We start from the raw sequence: 14,619 nt of genomic DNA on the forward strand, positions 1-14,619 counted from the left end.
ACGATGAATTGTGCAGCCAGATATCGTTATTAAAGACTTCACTTTTAAACAAACAACTGAGATCACCGTCGAGTCATAGTCGCAAGGCGACGAAATACTCGGTTCTCCGCTAGCGTAGGCGCAACTTTGCGAATTTGATCGAGTGCATCAGCTAAATCATACGGGACTATAGACCCTTCGGCTGTCCCGATCGTCAAATCAAGGAGGCGCAAGAAGGCAGCTGCCTTTTCAGGATTATTTATGGTCGAGAGCTTCGTATTCTTGTCTTCTTCTCCATGCAATCCGTAATCATGCATAGACCAGCATTCGAAGGGTACAAGGAAACGTTCTATAGCGTCTACCGCTTCTGCGAATGCATCTTGCGCGGTCGCAGGAAGATCTGCCAGTGCCTGGCTAACACCCGGTGTTGCTAGTGAATGCTCCTGCGGCCAGACATCGCGAAGGAATCGTGCGGCCACATCTCGAAAGAGTTGCTCAGGTGACGGAGGGGCTTGCTCTCCCTCATGTGGCGTAGAGATAGCGTGGACGAAACGTTGCACTGCATCCGCTCCATATGCGCGAACTTCATCATCGAGTGACCGTATCATCTGTTGTATGCGGACGTTAGGAACTGCAGGATCGCGTTTCTCATGAAATGCATGAAGACATTCAATGACGAGGCTGAAAACTAGAGAACGCCTAGTTTCTCTGCCGAGTCTTCGATCTGTGGTGCGCTCTGCCATAGGTTCGCCGATGAGTTTTAACTCTTCGAAAAATCTTGTTCGATGAGCAACTGCGCGCCACAGAACACGAGCATCAGAGTTATCTTTCAATAATGGAGTAACCAAGTTGGATATCGTCCATTCGGAATCCGCTTTCAAAAAATAATTGAGCCCCTCAATTAGCCGATACTTTACAATTAATCCTGCAGGGCCAATCGAGGCTTCAACTGCATCCCGCATCTGTCTCTGGACAGTGTTGTCCAAAAACGGGGCATCACCGGGCTTAACGGTCCGGCATGCAGCAAGGAAAACACCGACCAGTTTCCCTGCTGAGGTGTTCAGTGTATCGAGGTCCATTGGCTCACGGTCATTTGAAGATTGCACAACTGTGTTGAGATTGATTTCTTCTTCAAGAGGTTGCTTTGCGTTGGTGGCCTCAACAGCAACTGGCCAAACCTTGAACCAGCCAGTAGGACCCGTAGGCAGAACGACGACCTGCTTTTCCCACGTGGAGAGCCAGTGCGATATGCCATCGATGGCTTGACGGACGGTCGTTTCCGGCAACTTGGCGAGTAGCGACAGAACTTGAGAGCTCTCCGCCTGCAAATCGCGCTGTGCTCCATCTTTGTCTTGTCCCACCTCCGGTGAATGCACCCAACCGAACCACTCCCAGACTCTTGCGAAGGCAGATCCACCGTCGGGCATGGATTCAAAATCGGCGATGACTTGGACTGGATTACCGGGCTTCTTAATCCAGTCCTTTGCACCTTCGGCAGAATCGCTCTCCCATCTACCACGTGTCGTCGAGAGGGCGGCTTCCAGAGCTTTCAATCGCTCTTCGCCTGTAAATAAGTCATATCGACTGTCTGGGTTTGGTGGCACCCAGCGGGCCTTGGGAGACTCCAAAAAACCCTCGTCAAGCCGGGCCATCTTAACCAAGTCTGAGAACTCATTGATCCTCGCATCCAGCCAAGCCTTATCACGCTTTGGCAAAGAGTTACCAGCAACCTCGATGCGTCGTAGCTCCCGAACTGCCCAGTATAACCGTGCGCTTTCGATGCGATCAGTTTCAACGTTTCTTGGCCACTGATTGCGAGGAGGGCATTTTCTGATTCGGGCCGTGAGTATAGCTTGTATATGTGGTTCAAGTTCGCCGAAGCGCTTTGCTCGTAGTTCAGCGATCTCTGGATAATAGTGAAGGTTCCAGAAGCATTCATTATTTAATGAGATCAACAAGGTACCTACTTCGTTAGCGGGTGTAACCCGAGAGTCACGCGATAGTGCCGCCCAAAGCCGCAGGTGGATTGGCGAGTTTGTCAGCTTCCATCTGTGGACAAACTCAACCGCGCTGGGATTATCGATATCGACGAGTCGTGAAACAACAGAGTGCAGGAGCTTCACCGATGGGGCAATCCCTCGATGATACTCGTCTGGCTCATTCTCCTCATCAGAACGCTCGGCCGGCGGTACGTAGTAGACGCGATGGAGCTGTCCAAGATGCCATAGGCGGCGCTCCCCGTCCCAACCGATACGCCGAGCAATATCTAGTCCTTTGGCAACAGCAGCATCTAGGGCAATGGCTAAGGACACGAGGAAGGAACGTTCGGCCAATACTTCTAAGTCCAGTACGCCGGGATTGACTATTTCCCCGCTTGTCAGCTCTGTCGAGAAAATGTCCTCGACCTTTTTCGGCTGTTTTGGTGGTTTCTGGTAATGTAGATGCAAAGGTGAAAACGGCTCTACCTTGAGTCGTGGCGCAACTAGGTCAACGATTGCCGTGACGAGTGGTCCCGATCTATCCCCCGCGCGTAGTCGATGCTGGAAATCATATACGTTGGTTGCCCCGTAGTCTTCAGCTGTCTGATTATCCCAGCTTTCTTCGATCAGGTGCCATGCGGATCGCCACGGCTCACGGATGTTTCGCCCGGATGGACTGCCTATCAGTTCGAGCAGCGCTAAACGCTTAATTGTGTCATGCGGCTTAAGCTGTAGTGCCCAAATAACAGTCTTATCCTCTTCAAGCCGACCGTTTAAAAACGCGACCGTGGCACGAAAAGCCGCTATCTCTTGTTTATTGAGATTTGCCCATCGTGGCCTCATCAGTGGTACTCCTGATCGTTCTCTGTAGAAATCGCTACGATAGCGTCAATCCAACTTAAATCTGCCTTCTGTTTGGATATTAGAGCAGATAGCCGGACACGCTCGTTCGAGTCGCTACGGCGAATCAGATGATCGAAGAGATCGCGGTCAGTATCACTTGCGGCACCTCGGCTTGTGCCAGCAATGCGCTTCACAGCAGCATCAACTAGGCTCCTTTTGCCGTTGATGGCTGACATGGCTGCCCAGCGCTCCAAAGTATCGAGAAGCACCGAATGGCCATTTGCTGGGTCGTAAGTAATGGGTGTAATTCCTCGACCCTTCCAGTCTTCATATTCAATAGGATCACTGGTTCCCACGAAGGTGAAGCGTTCTTTGAGATCGTCGAAACGCACGCCATCTGCGGCGACGGCGTTGAAGAGGTATCTCATTGGTGGGTCGTTTGCACTGTATCCAACGAGGACGAGATTGAATAACCGAGCCGCATCGTAGATGAAGTCTGGCACGATACGTCTTCGCAGATAGAACTCTCCAAAATCTTGGTCGGTAACGATTAAGTCCGAGGTTCTGGCCGGATCACGATCCAACGCACCATGGATGTGAAGAACGCCATTGAAGTCTTCACTACGTGCTGGCCTTGGGATTCCTCCAAGAGCGTATGTCTGAATCGCCAGAGGCTTCTTTGCCACATTCTCAAGGAGTAGCTCAAAGTTGGTTGTTACAATTGTTACTGCTCCCCCACGATCGGCAAGACGCATCAAAGCTCGGTGAATTGGGGCAGGCTTAACGGCAGGTGTACGAAGTTCACTTGCTACTGTCTGCCTGACGCGACTCTTGCCATTTGTTTGTCCGTCTATTCGACGTTCTAGCATCCCCAGGACGACATCATAATCTCCATTGGCGAACCTCTTAACCTCTGAGGCTTGTTGATTAGTCAAGCAGGATGTGTCCACACTATCGTGATTGCAGGTTCCACTTGGGATACCAGAAAGGACTGCATATACGGCTGCATCAAGCTGCTCGTATACTTTGAGCACGAGACCACGAAAATTAGGCAAACCTGCGGGCTGGGAGATGCCGGCACCAGCGATAAAGAGAACTTCACCACGTGCATGCGCAAGAAGGAGGCGCTCTGGTATAGCTGCCAAGCCAGAGCCCAGTGAGATAACTCGGTCGATACTAGCTCTCTTAACTGACTGCCCCATCTGTCCTCTCATAATTCTCATTCGATTTGAGAATGCTATCTACTTCCTCTGTTAGAATCGCGGTGTCTCAGATTACGAAACCAGCTAAAGGCCTTGCATTTTCCTAACTTAGCAATAAAAACATAAACTAGTATTAGTATGCTCAAAGTTATCAGAGCGTTAATGGAATCGCTGAACCAATTGAAAGTTTCAAGAACCAAAGCGGTGATGAAAAGTATGGCTATTAATAAGATGAACTGTCTTACTATCCCTTTCCTTTTTGCAATATCCTCATGTTCTAATGGTTTGATTTGACTAATACTAGTCGTCGTCGGATCCGGCTTTCCATTAATCAGTGATATCAACTTGATTCCATAGATTAAACCAGTAGCGAAGAACCCTAGAAATAACATGAAAATGCTTATGTACAGACACCACTTGCCAAAGTCATAGTTCTCCTGCTGGGTGAAACCAAAATGGTAACCTATCATCTGAGAAGCAACTCCCATCATAGCAAAGAGTCCAGAAAAAACTGCTAAAACGAAAAACACTATACCCATGAAAAAGATGAGCAGAATTGTTGCTTTGTCCTTCTCTCTATCGTCCGTAATATCCCTGAAATTCCACCTTAGTTTTTTGCCATTTGCTGGTAAAGAACTCAATATATCATTGATAGTTCGCCAAGACGGATAGAGTACTGAAATTGAAATGGCGATTAAGGCTACCGCTGCAGCGAAAATCCCTTGAGATTCGGTTAAAATTGAGGAGCTCATTTGTCGCAAACCCTCCATATAAGAAGCCTATCTGAGTCAAATGGAATACGTATAAGGTAGTAATACCTTAGTGCTGAGAAATGGATTTGTCAACCTGGTCCAGTTGAAGTAAGCTGTCTTCGTCATGCTGGGGGGCAAGAACTGGCAGTAAGCTCAAGATATGACCATCATACCATAGAGGAATGCAGTTATCAGGCAGGCATATAGCCCCCGGCACTCTCTCCCTATGCCAAAAAAATTATAGGCTGTGACCTAACCGGCATTGTTCTATACATGGAGACAATAATGCAGTTACATAATGACTTTCTGTCACCATCATGCCAATTGGCATGAGATAGTATGATGGGGTAACAAAAGCTTGGAGTGTGTTGTCTGGCGAGTCCTGAGCAGTGCTTGACGAACGAATGCATCCAATATATCTTGTCATTAAGGTCAAGAGGGGGACGATATCAACTCGTAGTGAGTTGATATGGAGAATGCAGGAAAGAGTTTTCTGGCCTATTTTGATTTGACCTCGCGGAACTGAATTGGAGAGTGAATATGAATAAGGAGAAGGGACCGATTGCAGTCGTAATTTCTGCTACAAATGAAAGACAGGCCACATTAGAGGGTGCTAAAGAAGCCCGAGAACTATCTATGGCCAAAGTCGCCGCCTCTCAGGATATTGTGAGCCCAGGACGGTATGCAGATGCGCTTAAGAAAATTAGTATCGGAATGATGGTGCTGTTTCATCAAGGAGGAGCTCCATCTAAGTTTGACGGAATAATTACCAATGTAGGTTGTATCATTGCAGGTGGTTATGCAGCAGGGATAGCACTCTTGAACAACACCAACCCGTCTCCTGATACACATTTGTTGGCAATAACTAGGCGCATTTTTTCTGACAAGGAATTACAAGGATTTCTTTGGTTTTCAGACGTGAGATTAGTACCTAATCCCGAACTAACAAAGTTCCTTCTAGGTAGGCCACCCAAGCGTAACGAAAACTACATAGTGGTACATCCTGATCAATATGGCTACAACAAATTACTTGAACAATGGAAAAGCGCTTGCCAATATTAGGGGGATTACTCCGTGTAAACATAACAATAGCTTATTTCGTGAAAAGAGAATAATCTAGCGATGTGTTATTCTGTCAGCTTTGAATAAGCTATAATGTCAACGTGAATATTAAACAAGCGACCACTCACCAAGAGCAAGAAGAATTGGATCAGCTTCTATGGGATGTCCTATGGAAACCTCTTAACTTCAATCGGAACATTCGTCAATCATTTAAACTAGACTGACGTTCCCCCCAAAAACAGTAGCATTCTGAATTAGAGTCCTCAGCTATAATAAAGCAACAGAGGAGGACTCAATTGAAAGCAAAGCGGTACAGCGAAGAGCAGATCATAGCGGTTCTCAAAGAAGGAGAAGCCGGCGCCAAGGTCTCTGATCTATGTCGTAAGTATGGGATGAGCGATGCCACATACTACAACTGGAAGGCAAAATACGCTGGGATGACAGTCAGCGACCTGAGACGGCTAAAGGCTTTGGAAGCCGAGAACCGGCGGCTCAAGCAGATCGTGGCTGAGCAGGCCCTGGACAACCGGGCACTGAAGGAATTACTGTCAAAAAACTTTTAAAGCCCAAGGCCAAACGTCTAGCGGTTACCCATGTCAAGGAGAGTCTTGGGCTGAGTGAAAGGAAAGCCTGCCTGCTGGTCAATATTTCGGCTTCGGTCTATCATTACAAACCGCAATCGGAGGATGATACCGCCTTGCGCCAGCGCTTGCGGGAGATAGCAGGACAGAGAAAACGATTTGGCAGTCCCCGTCTCCACATCATGCTCAAGAGGGAGGGGCTGGTAGTCAATCACAAGCGTACGGAAAGGATATATCGGGAGGAAGGGTTGGCACTCAGGAGGAAGCGGCGAAGGAAAGGTGCTGCCGGATTGAGAGTAGCGATGTCGTCACCAGATAAGACAAACCAATGTTGGTCCATGGATTTCGTTACCGATAGCATCATAACCGGGCGGCGTTTTCGCGCCTTGGCTATTATCGATGACTATTCGCGGGAATGCCCGGCTATTGAGGTAGATACTTCCCTGGGAGGACGCAGAGTGGTCGGTGTGCTGGAGAAACTGGTTGAGATCAGGGGATTGCCAGAGGTCATTACTATGGATAACGGTCCGGAGTTTACAGGAAAAGTATTGGACGAGTGGGCTTATCGCAAAGGCGTGAAGCTGAACTTCATTCGTCCCGGAAAACCAGTGGATAATGCCTTTGCTGAGAGCTTTAAGGCAGACTGCGTGACGAGTGTTTGAATGCCAACTGGTTTATGAATCTGAAACATGCCAGAGATGTCATCGAAGACTGGCGAAGGGATTACAATGAAGTCAGACCACACAGCTCGTTGAATGATATGACGCCTATGGAATATACTAAAACAACGGCGGGACTCTAAATAGCGGTGCTACTAATTGCGGGGTAAGGTCAAGACAAACCTCAAATAGAAATCATTGCTGTTGATAACAACGTTATTATTGGAGCACTTGTAGCTAACTGGTTATCTAAGAGTGAGATTGAAATCCGTCACATTGCAGTGAAAACGGAATTTCAGAAAAGGGCGGCCGGAAGGTATCTGGTTGAAGCATTATTCGAACTTATTAAAGATAAGAACTCAGTCACAGTTCAAACACATGCTCGAAGCACATCTGTTGGTTTCTTCTCAAAGTTAGGATTCACACCCGTCGGCGATCGTTTAGAGGTTGACGCTTTCATGCATCACGGTATCTGGCTTCAGCAAATGTCGGTCACGAAGTAAGATCGTTAATACAGAGTTACTGAACATTCGTCCGGTTTGTTTAGATTAGATAACGAAAACTAACATTTTTCAGCCACATGCCGTTTTGGTCAAAACATCAGATTCTATAATCGCTTCGCACAGTTTACCGGTTTACAAGTCACCAGCGCGTTAAGCTAGAATACTGGTCACGCCAACTCTGTAAGTGGTACAGCTATTAGGAGTAGATACACTGAGAGTATACTCTCTGGATAGGCCGAGTGTAACGTAGGACTTCATCGTAGATTTACAATAGAGGCATTGTGATGGTTTATCGTCTACAATATGACCGAGACGATATAATTCCTTTCCACATTCTCCACAATAAACGATTCTCTCTGCCATAATATGCCTCCAATAAATCCAAGGGAATACTTTCCAAAGTAATAAAATATAATGCAACATAAATATATATACTAGTGTATTAAATTTGTCAAGCCCATCGAGTTTTGTTAGAGGATGCCCATAAACTGGTAAATTGGATATTAGACACCATTTCGAAATGTTCGAACCTCTGCCACTTGGTATCTCCCAGTAGGATTTGAACACTAACTAAATTTTGTTGAGTCTATTGCTGCAGAAGAATTCATAAAGGAAAATGGATTCTTCTTCTCTGGAGAACCCCCTGCTGCATACGGTCTCCATTATTTATCCCGGAGGATTGCCTGAAATGAGCCTGAAATTATGGCTGATTCGGCTGTTCATATAGCTGCGGATATGGGATTTAGTCTAAATTAGTCAATTAGCCAAAAAAAGAATTCAGTCAAAAAGGAGTCTGGAAATTCAGCCAGAAATCGCCCCTATAATACCAGCCTAATATCGGTTGTGGCTGGCCCCTGATTTCAAGTATTATCAAAAATGCCAACCTCGCCGGGCCGGGAATCAAACTATCCTATTCTCCGAATGTTGTAACGAAACGAGATCCGCAACCAATAAATAGTTTAAAGTCAATGAATGGAAGCCTGGACATGGTTGTATCCAGCTTTTTGGCTGGATATGGTGATGGAAAAAACAGGCTATGTTGGAAAGGTTGACTAGAGAAGCTATTCCTGAGAGATCTCCCTCAGGGTGCATGGGAAAATTTCAGAGTATAAGGATACACAGCTTTACTAATGCGTTCACCAGCATAAAGAGAGGGTAGTTCCGAATCTGCGATTGGTGAATAATACCGCCACCCCAACCCACTATGTCCGACGTTACAGCGGTAGTGTTCAAGTTCATTCACACAGAGTATGGCATAATTTTGGAGAGTATCGCCATTATCTTCATGCACGGGTTTTCTATGATGCGGATGCCGAGCGCCGTAGCCTACTCGATCTCTGTTAGAAAAAACCAAACCTTTGCCACGGTTAGCGCAGAGTCCTCTTCGCCTTTGCCAGGCATCCTGAATGATACCACTCGGAAATGTCATGTGATACCTTCTTACTCAAATCATCCGTGCCCGGATTATAAACCGTCTAACCGATTCATATCGAGTAATATTTATTGTAGATCATTTATTGCAAACACAAATATAATATGCTATATTATCATTGCATCTACTATAATAGTGAGAGGATACAACTAGCATGCCGGTTTGCCCTTTCTGCTATTCAAAAAAAATGCGCAAGTACGGTATTTATCGCTACGCCGATACAGTAAGGCAAAAGTGGCGCTGTGAGCAGTGCGCGGGTGTCACCGCCTATCCGCTATCCCGCAAACCAAAACGTAGGCCCAGGCGACTTAGATAATCTACGAAACCGTATGAAATACTCCTTTCGTTGCTGAAAAGGAAGGGGATTCAACTTAGTAACAGGTTTTGGAGATGTTGTTTGAACAGATCCTTAACACGGAAACCAGGCATGGAATGATAAATGGGAGGCAAACTATGAAGATGACAAAACATGACCTCATCAAAGTTAACGATACAATCGCGCCGACAAGGGAGTGCTTGCCTAGACGGGATAATTTCGTAGCTAATTCCGGATCGCCCAGCTTTGAGGGCAGAGGGCTTGATTGGGAAGCAAATACTCTACCACTGAGTTACACCCGCGAAATTCGTATCTATTCTAGCCCGCAAAACCCTATCTGTAAAGAGAGGGTGCTTGCTTCGTCAAATTCCGGCACCGACATCGCCGGCCTGCTTGAAGGTTACCGGCTGTGCGCCGCCACCGAAGGGAAAAGCCCTAACTCCACGGCAATCGTTATCAACAGCATGAGATACCTCAACGACTTCCTCAGTTGCAGCGGCCTGAGCACCGACGTGACCGTAATAGGCACGCGGGAAATCAGGGCCTTCATCCTCTACCTGCAGCAGAAGGTATGCTTAAGCCATCACCCCTATAGCAAGCCGCAGCAGAGGGGTCTCTCCGGACACACCGTGAATACCTACATGAGGTCCATCCGGGCCTTCTGGTCCTGGCTCGTCGAAGAAGAGATCATCGAGCTAAATCCCTTCTCCAAACTTAAAATACCGAAGCCGCCCAGGAAGATCATAGCCACCTTCTCCCCGCACCAGATCGATTCACTGTTAGGCGCCATGAACGGCTCGGCGGAGGGCTATCGCAACACGGTCATCGTCCTTACCTTGCTGGATACCGGCCTGCGCATAAACGAGCTGATAAATCTGAAAATTGGAAACGTCTGTATTGAAGAAGGGCTGGTCAAGGTCCTGGGCAAGGGCAATAAGGAGAGGCTGGTGCCCATCGGTAAGCAGATTCGCAAACTGCTATGGCGCTACATCCATCAATATCGCCCCGAACCGGTTCTGCCTAAAATAGATAACCTATTCCTGACCCAGGACGGCAGGCCGCTAACCAAGAACCGCGTGGATGCTATTATGAAACGCTACGGCCTGATGGCCGGCCTCAGCGGCGTCAGATGCTCCCCTCACACCCTGAGACATACCTTTGCCATCAACTATCTTAGAAACGACGGCGATGTTTTCAGCCTGCAGAAGATATTGGGGCACTCATCACTTGAGATGACCAGGCGCTATTGCGAGTTGGCTAATGTGGATATTAAGAAGGCTCATGCTACGGCCAGCCCCGTGGATAATCTCGCGATGGAAAGGAAACTGGCTGTAGCCCGCGCTGCCAGGGACAGTAAAACTAAAAAGCGTTGAGATTAGCTGCCGTCGGCGGCTTCTTCGAAGATTGAAGATAGTGCCGTTATATACGGTACTGCGTCTTTTCGCACCTTTCGTGCCCCGGCGACTATTTTGCCAATGCGTTCATCGTTGGCATATCGGGCGGCTAGGGAGACAGTAGCTTCCCTGCACTTCTCCATTTCGTCCAAAGAGCCCGTGGCGAGATGATAGTTATGAGCATCTGCAGGCACAAGCCAGCAGTTGCCGGATTGTTCTTGAAGAACCTCCAGGTTCGGTTGCTTCTCGGAAGCGAAGTTGTCCACAGCAAATTCGTAAATATACTTGGAAACGTTGTCCAGATAGCTTTCCCTTATTGCGGGGGGAGTGCCCGAGAGCCCACCCGTTTCACCTGTACCCCAAGTGCTGACATTAAAACTGAGAACTGCACCTGGAGGGTTGTCCAAGAGCAAATTCGTTTCATCCTTGGCCTTGCTTCGGATTTCCGCCGCCAGAGCGCAACACATATAAACAAGTCTATCAAGCGATTTTCGCCACCGGCCATAGGATCCAAACTCCGAAAAGGAGGCTTTCAGTCTGGCCATAAAAAGCGGATAGAGATGATCCATTTCTACCGATAGTTTTACCACCAGTTCGCCACGATCCATCCAGAGCTTTAGCCCAGACTCAGAGGTCTGTGGGGGATAACCGGTATCGGGAAGTCCCCAAATAGACCGGTCCTTTGCGCTGATACTGGAAATGCTGCTATGAAGCTGAATAGCTAAATCCTTGATTTCTTGAAATCTTGGCCGTATAAGATGGTCCTGCCGGTAGTGTCGAAGAATAACACCCGGCGTAATTCGCTCCACCTTCTGCAGAAGCCCTTTATGCACTTCATCAGAAGTAATAATGTCTAAACTTATTACTTCTTTGATAGCCGCCTCACTACACACCTCAACCGCCATCGAGTAGGATATCTCTGTACTAAACCATTTCTCCACCTCACCTACTCTCGACTTGGCACAATGCATTATGCTTGATACATCATCCTGAGAGCAACCCGCTCTACGTAATACCAAGATCGCTAGACACTTATCGATGTTAGATGGGGCTTCCACAAAAACTTCCTTCTGAAAACTAAACAGAACCGGTAAAAACTGCCACTATTGCAAATCTGTTTTATTCTAATAACAATCGTTTCTTTTGTCCAATAAGTGAGAATATAGGAGATATAGATAGCAAAGAAAACCGGGGCGATTAAGATTCCATTCCCGCCTCAGATTAATAATCGAAAGGCTCTGAACAGTAAGACGGACGGTACAGCTAATGACACTAGAACATGAAATAAATGATTTCCTAGAACAAGCCCTCGACAAGTCTGCTGCAACCGAGTTGAGCAAGCTCATTGAGGGTTACAAACTATGCGCTCGTAGTGAGGGAATCAGCGAAAACACAATCATGCTTACCGAAAGAGCTGTGAGCTATTTCAATAATTTTCTGACGGGCTCCGGGTTGCCCACTAACGTGGAATCAATTGGTACGAGCGAAATCCGCAGCTTCATCTTACACTTGAAGGAGGTTCAGCGTTTTCAGTCGCACCCATTCATCAAAAGTCACGACAGGAAACTCACAGGACATACAATTAATTGTTATCTTCGTAGCATCAGCGCCTTTTGGAGTTGGCTATTCAGGGAAGGATTCTTAGAGGTCAACCCGTTCGCCAGAATAAAAATACCTAAAGCACCTACGAAGGTTATAACCCCATTTACCGAAGACCAAATCCAAAGTTTGCTTCAAGCACTGGACACCTCCGATATATCCGGTCTCAGGGCCTATGCAATAATTTTAACATTTCTGGACACAGGGATGCGATTGAGTGAGTTGATCGGCTTAAAAAAAGATAACGTCGATCTCAGAAATAAGATGCTCAAGGTCTTCGGTAAGGGAGCTAAAGAGCGCCGGATTCCGATGGGGAAAAGGCTGCTGGCGGCCTTGTGGAAGTATCAGCTGCATCGGCCGCAACCTGCGACGGGATCAATTGACAACTTTTTCCTCACGCAAGACGGTTGGCCGCTCACAAAAAACAGAGTGGAAACGATCATCAAAGATCTAGGTACAAAGGCAGGGTTACAAGGCGTGCGGTGTTCACCTCACACCTTCCGGCATACCTTCTGCATCGAGTTTCTGCGAAACGGCGCCAATCTTTTCAGCCTACAGCAAATGACAGGACACTCATCCCTAGAGGTTTTACGCGGATACGTAGCTTTAGCTGAGTCTGATGTCAAAATTGCTCACCAGAAGTTCTCCCCGGCCGATAACCTGAACTTAAAAATGCCTTGCTTAAGGAAAAATAAACACGGGAGAAAAGCTATGGAGAGGGATACATGAAAGCTAAAGCGATTTATGCAGTTCAATATAAATGTGCTCTATACGGCAGAACTCTTATGTCAAGAAGTGAAGCCAATGGCTGAGAGTCTTGAGCGAAACGAAGGATTGCGAATCTTGGCTCGAATTATCGCTAAGGCATACCTCGCTGACAACAAGCGTAGTGTTCGAGGGTCCAAAACACGTGAGGAAGGCAAGAAAGATGAAAGCATATCTCGAACCAACAGAAATAAGTCTACTGGAAAACGCCGCAGAAAACCTTCGCGATAGATTGCTGGTTCATATTCTGTTCCATCTAGGCTGCCGTATCTCGGAAGCCCTGGCGCTGACCGTGGATGATGTAGACCTCGAACATGGCCGAGTCACCATCAAGCATCTTAAATTTCGTATCAGGATATCATGCCCCCAATGCAATGCCAGGCTGGGCAAAGCTCATACCTTTTGCCCGAAGTGCGGCGATAAAGTGGAACAGACTGTAGCCAGGGAGCAAGAACACCGCCGCGTACGCACCTTGCCGCTCGATAATGGCACCCTGGCATTGCTTAAAGACTACATCGAGCGCGGCGGCCCAGTAACCAGAGACGCTAAGCAGGTGATCTTCGGCATCAACCGCCATCGCGCCTGGCAGATCGTCAGCGACTGCGCCTCCCGAGCCGGCCTCGGAGGTCTGGAGAACCCGATCACCGGCAGGAAGTGCGGCATCAGCCCGCACCGGCTGCGCGACGCATTCGCCGTCCACGCCATGAAGCATAATGACTCCGGCGACGGTCTCAGGATGTTACAGGAGCACCTGGGGCATGCCAGCTTCGACACAACCGCCAGATACAGGAAGATCGCCGGCGAGGAACACCGCGACTGGTACCAGGGGCTCTGGGAGAAGGGGGAAGGAAGTGCCTGAGGCACTTAGGCCGAAGATGGGCGGTTTCTTGCGACCCTTCGGCTGCGGCTGGTTCATCAGGGAGTTCCTATCGGGGAACGGTCCCTACGGCGCTCCTTCTATCAACCCTGATATAGGCGCTCCGCAATCCGAGATATTCTACCGCTACAAGAACGCCCTCATGCAGGCCACAGCAATGGATAGAGCCACAAAGGAAGAGGAACGTCTAGCCGGGCGCGATAAGCGCCGCATAAGCCCGGAGAGAATCGGAGAGCTAACCGAGCGGCACCTATCACGTCTCCCATATAAAACAAGCAGTTGCAACTATCACTCGTTTGTTGTCTACTTCTCCAACCTGCAGAGGCTGAGCTGGGTCGAGTTCACCGGCAGGGAGGAGCCCTCCGCCTTTCAGGAGCACTGCCCCTCCGGCCCTCCCCGCAGGTACTTCCGTTTAACAACAGCGGGCAGGCAGGCCGCCGACGCTGCCTGGAAAAGCCCCCACGCTGCCCTCTACGGCGGCGCTTAGCCCTCAACCGCAGATAACCTCACAAGCAAGCCTATCAGCCCCTTTCCCGTGTAAATTTACGTATTGAACGTTTCGCCCCGCAAATTGTGCAATCGTCAAACGGGTGGCATTGTCGCCGTTCATGTAAATATAGGTTCATTTTGTGAGTGAACGAAAGGACATTTCGTGCAATGCTGTAATTGTAAAAAA

Annotated in this window: 9 protein-coding genes and 1 pseudogene; 6 read left to right on the forward strand and 4 right to left on the reverse strand. The window is 48.1% G+C overall.

All coding sequences use genetic code 11. The features are described from left to right. Positions 1-62: 62 nt before the first annotated feature. The 3 genes from PHI12_11390 to PHI12_11400 are packed head-to-tail and all read right to left on the reverse strand — an operon-like array spanning position 63 to position 4,755. Entirely contained in the window at positions 63-2,801 is a 2,739-nt protein-coding gene (locus PHI12_11390; GenBank protein ID MDD5511393.1) for a hypothetical protein, read from the reverse strand. After that, entirely contained in the window at positions 2,801-4,003 is a 1,203-nt protein-coding gene (locus PHI12_11395) for an SIR2 family protein (GenBank protein MDD5511394.1), read from the reverse strand. The genes PHI12_11390 and PHI12_11395 overlap by 1 nt, the downstream gene beginning before the upstream one ends. Before the next feature lie 35 nt (positions 4,004-4,038). Further along, positions 4,039-4,755, reverse strand: coding sequence for a hypothetical protein (locus tag PHI12_11400; protein MDD5511395.1), 717 nt, complete (start codon positions 4,753-4,755; stop codon positions 4,039-4,041). A gap of 540 nt (positions 4,756-5,295) precedes the next feature. Between PHI12_11400 and PHI12_11405 the strand changes: the two genes are divergently transcribed. The 3 genes and pseudogenes from PHI12_11405 to PHI12_11415 all read left to right on the forward strand — a co-directional run bounded on the left by PHI12_11405 (position 5,296) and on the right by PHI12_11415 (position 10,681). Then, positions 5,296-5,817 carry a hypothetical protein gene (locus PHI12_11405; protein MDD5511396.1) on the forward strand — a complete coding sequence of 174 codons (522 nt, stop codon included), beginning with the start codon at positions 5,296-5,298 and terminating at the stop codon, positions 5,815-5,817. A gap of 296 nt (positions 5,818-6,113) precedes the next feature. Continuing rightward, a pseudogene (locus PHI12_11410) lies at positions 6,114-7,200 on the forward strand (IS3 family transposase). A 2,245-nt stretch (positions 7,201-9,445) separates the two neighbouring features. Continuing rightward, positions 9,446-10,681, forward strand: a complete 1,236-nt coding sequence (locus PHI12_11415; GenBank protein MDD5511397.1) for a tyrosine-type recombinase/integrase — start codon at positions 9,446-9,448, stop codon at positions 10,679-10,681. Between the two features lie 2 nt (positions 10,682-10,683). Here the strand turns inward: PHI12_11415 and PHI12_11420 are convergent, their stop codons facing one another. Beyond that, entirely contained in the window at positions 10,684-11,673 is a 990-nt protein-coding gene (locus PHI12_11420) for a hypothetical protein (protein MDD5511398.1), read from the reverse strand. Positions 11,674-11,968: 295 nt separating this feature from the next. Here PHI12_11420 and PHI12_11425 point away from each other — a divergent pair, with 295 nt between their 5' ends. The 3 genes from PHI12_11425 (at position 11,969) to PHI12_11435 (ending at position 14,430) form a co-directional block, all read left to right on the forward strand. After that, the gene (locus PHI12_11425; protein MDD5511399.1) at positions 11,969-13,030 is read left to right on the forward strand and encodes a tyrosine-type recombinase/integrase; all 1,062 of its coding nucleotides are present in this window, start codon (positions 11,969-11,971) and stop codon (positions 13,028-13,030) included. 199 nt (positions 13,031-13,229) lie between these two features. Then, positions 13,230-13,925, forward strand: a complete 696-nt coding sequence (locus tag PHI12_11430; GenBank protein MDD5511400.1) for a tyrosine-type recombinase/integrase — start codon at positions 13,230-13,232, stop codon at positions 13,923-13,925. Then, positions 13,918-14,430 carry a hypothetical protein gene (locus tag PHI12_11435; protein ID MDD5511401.1) on the forward strand — a complete coding sequence of 171 codons (513 nt, stop codon included), beginning with the start codon at positions 13,918-13,920 and terminating at the stop codon, positions 14,428-14,430. The genes PHI12_11430 and PHI12_11435 overlap by 8 nt, the downstream gene beginning before the upstream one ends. Positions 14,431-14,619: the final 189 nt, after the last annotated feature.

This window comes from Dehalococcoidales bacterium (assembly GCA_028716225.1).
Taxonomy (GTDB): Bacteria; Chloroflexota; Dehalococcoidia; order Dehalococcoidales; family UBA5760; genus UBA5760.